Origin of the sequence: Streptomyces sp. 13-12-16 (assembly GCF_002114215.1) — a bacterium.
Taxonomy (GTDB): domain Bacteria; phylum Actinomycetota; class Actinomycetes; order Streptomycetales; family Streptomycetaceae; genus Streptomyces.
The window spans coordinates 1-1,696 of sequence record NZ_NCTE01000305.1; the positions used below are offsets into that span (position 1 = coordinate 1).

General features: G+C 76.2%; 1 protein-coding gene. It reads right to left on the reverse strand.

Annotated elements, in window-relative coordinates; all coding sequences use genetic code 11:
* On the reverse strand, positions 1 to 1,696 hold a 1,696-nt coding region (locus B7767_RS13190; RefSeq protein ID WP_143652405.1), incomplete at both ends, for a beta-ketoacyl synthase N-terminal-like domain-containing protein.

Genomic DNA, 1,696 nt, shown 5'->3' on the forward strand with positions numbered 1-1,696 from the left:
CAGCGGCCTTGCGGCCGTCGGGGCGTCCCCGGCGGCCGGGGCCGGCCCGGTGGCGTCGGCCGTGGGCTGCTCCAGGACGACGTGGGCGTTGGTGCCGCTGGCGCCGAAGGAGGAGACGCCCGCGCGGCGCGGGCGCCCGGTCTCCGGCCAGGCGGTCGTCCCGGTCAGCAGCCGTACGGCGTCCGGGTCCCAGGCGACGTGGGAGGACGGCGTGCCGACGTGCAGGGTCCTCGGCAGGGTGCCGTGCCGCATCGCCAGGACCATCTTGATGACGCCGGCGACGCCGGAGGCCGCCTGGGTGTGGCCGATGTTGGACTTCACCGAGCCGAGCAGCAGGGGCCGTCCGGGGTCGCGGCCCTGGCCGTAGGTGGCGTGCAGGGCCTGCGCCTCGATCGGGTCGCCGAGCGTGGTGCCGGTGCCGTGCGCCTCGACGGCGTCGACGTCGCGGGCGGTGAGGCCCGCGGCGGCCAGCGCCTTGCGGATGACGCGCTGCTGGGAGGGGCCGTTGGGGGCGGTGAGGCCGTTGGAGGCGCCGTCCTGGTTGACCGCGGAGCCGCGCAGCACGGCGAGGACCTGGTGGCCGTTGCGGCGGGCGTCGGAGAGGCGTTCGACGACGAGCACGCCCACGCCCTCGGCCCACGCGGTGCCGTCGGCGTCGTCGGAGAAGGCCTTGCAGCGGCCGTCCGGGGACAGTGCGCCCATCTCGCCGAACTCGACGAAGCCGACCGGCGTCGACATCACGGTGACACCGCCCGCGAGGGCGAGGGAGCATTCGCCGTTGCGCAGGGCCTGCGCCGCGAGGTGCAGGGCGACCAGCGACGACGAGCAGGCCGTGTCGACGCTGACCGAGGGCCCTTCCAGGCCGAGGGTGTAGGACAGCCGGCCGGAGAGCAGGCTCGCCGACTGGGCGGTCTCGACGTGGCCGACCTGGCCGAGGGCCGGACGGTAGTCACCGCTGCCGCCGCCGACGAACACGCCGGTGTCACCGCCGCGCAGCCCGGCCGGGTCGATGCCGGCCCGCTCCAGGGCCTCCCAGGCGGTCTCCAGCACGATCCGCTGCTGCGGGTCGACGACCAGGGCCTCGCGCGGGGAGATGCCGAAGAAGTCGGGGTCGAAGTCGGCGACGTCGTACAGGAATCCGCCGTGGCGGGTGACGCTGCGGCCCCGTCCGTCCCGGTCCCCGTTCAGGAGCCGGTCCAGGTCCCAGCCGCGGTCGGTCGGGAAGGCGCCGATGGCGTCGGTGCCGGCGACGGCCAGTTCCCACAGGTCCTCGGGCGATCGCACTCCGCCCGGGTAGCGGCAGCTCATGCCGACGATGACGATCGGGTCGTCGGCCGCCGCGGTGTCCGTCCCGCGTACGGCCGGGGTGGCCGGGCCGGTGTCCTCGCCGAGGAGCGCGGTCAGCAGGTGCGCGGCGAGCGCGGTGGGCGTCGGGTAGTCGAAGACCAGGGTGGCGGGCAGGGTGAGCCCGGTCGCGGCGGCGAGCCGGTCGCGCAGGTCGACGGCGGTCAGCGAGTCGAACCCGAGGTCCTTGAAGGCCTGTTCGGCGGGTACGGCGTCGGCGCCCGCGTGGCCGAGGACCGAGGCGACCTCGGTGCGGACCAGGTCCAGCGCGTGCGGGAGCCGGTCCCGCTCGTCGAGCCGCCGCAGGTGGGTGCGGAGCGTGCCGGTGGCGCCCGCGTCCGCGCGGTCGCCG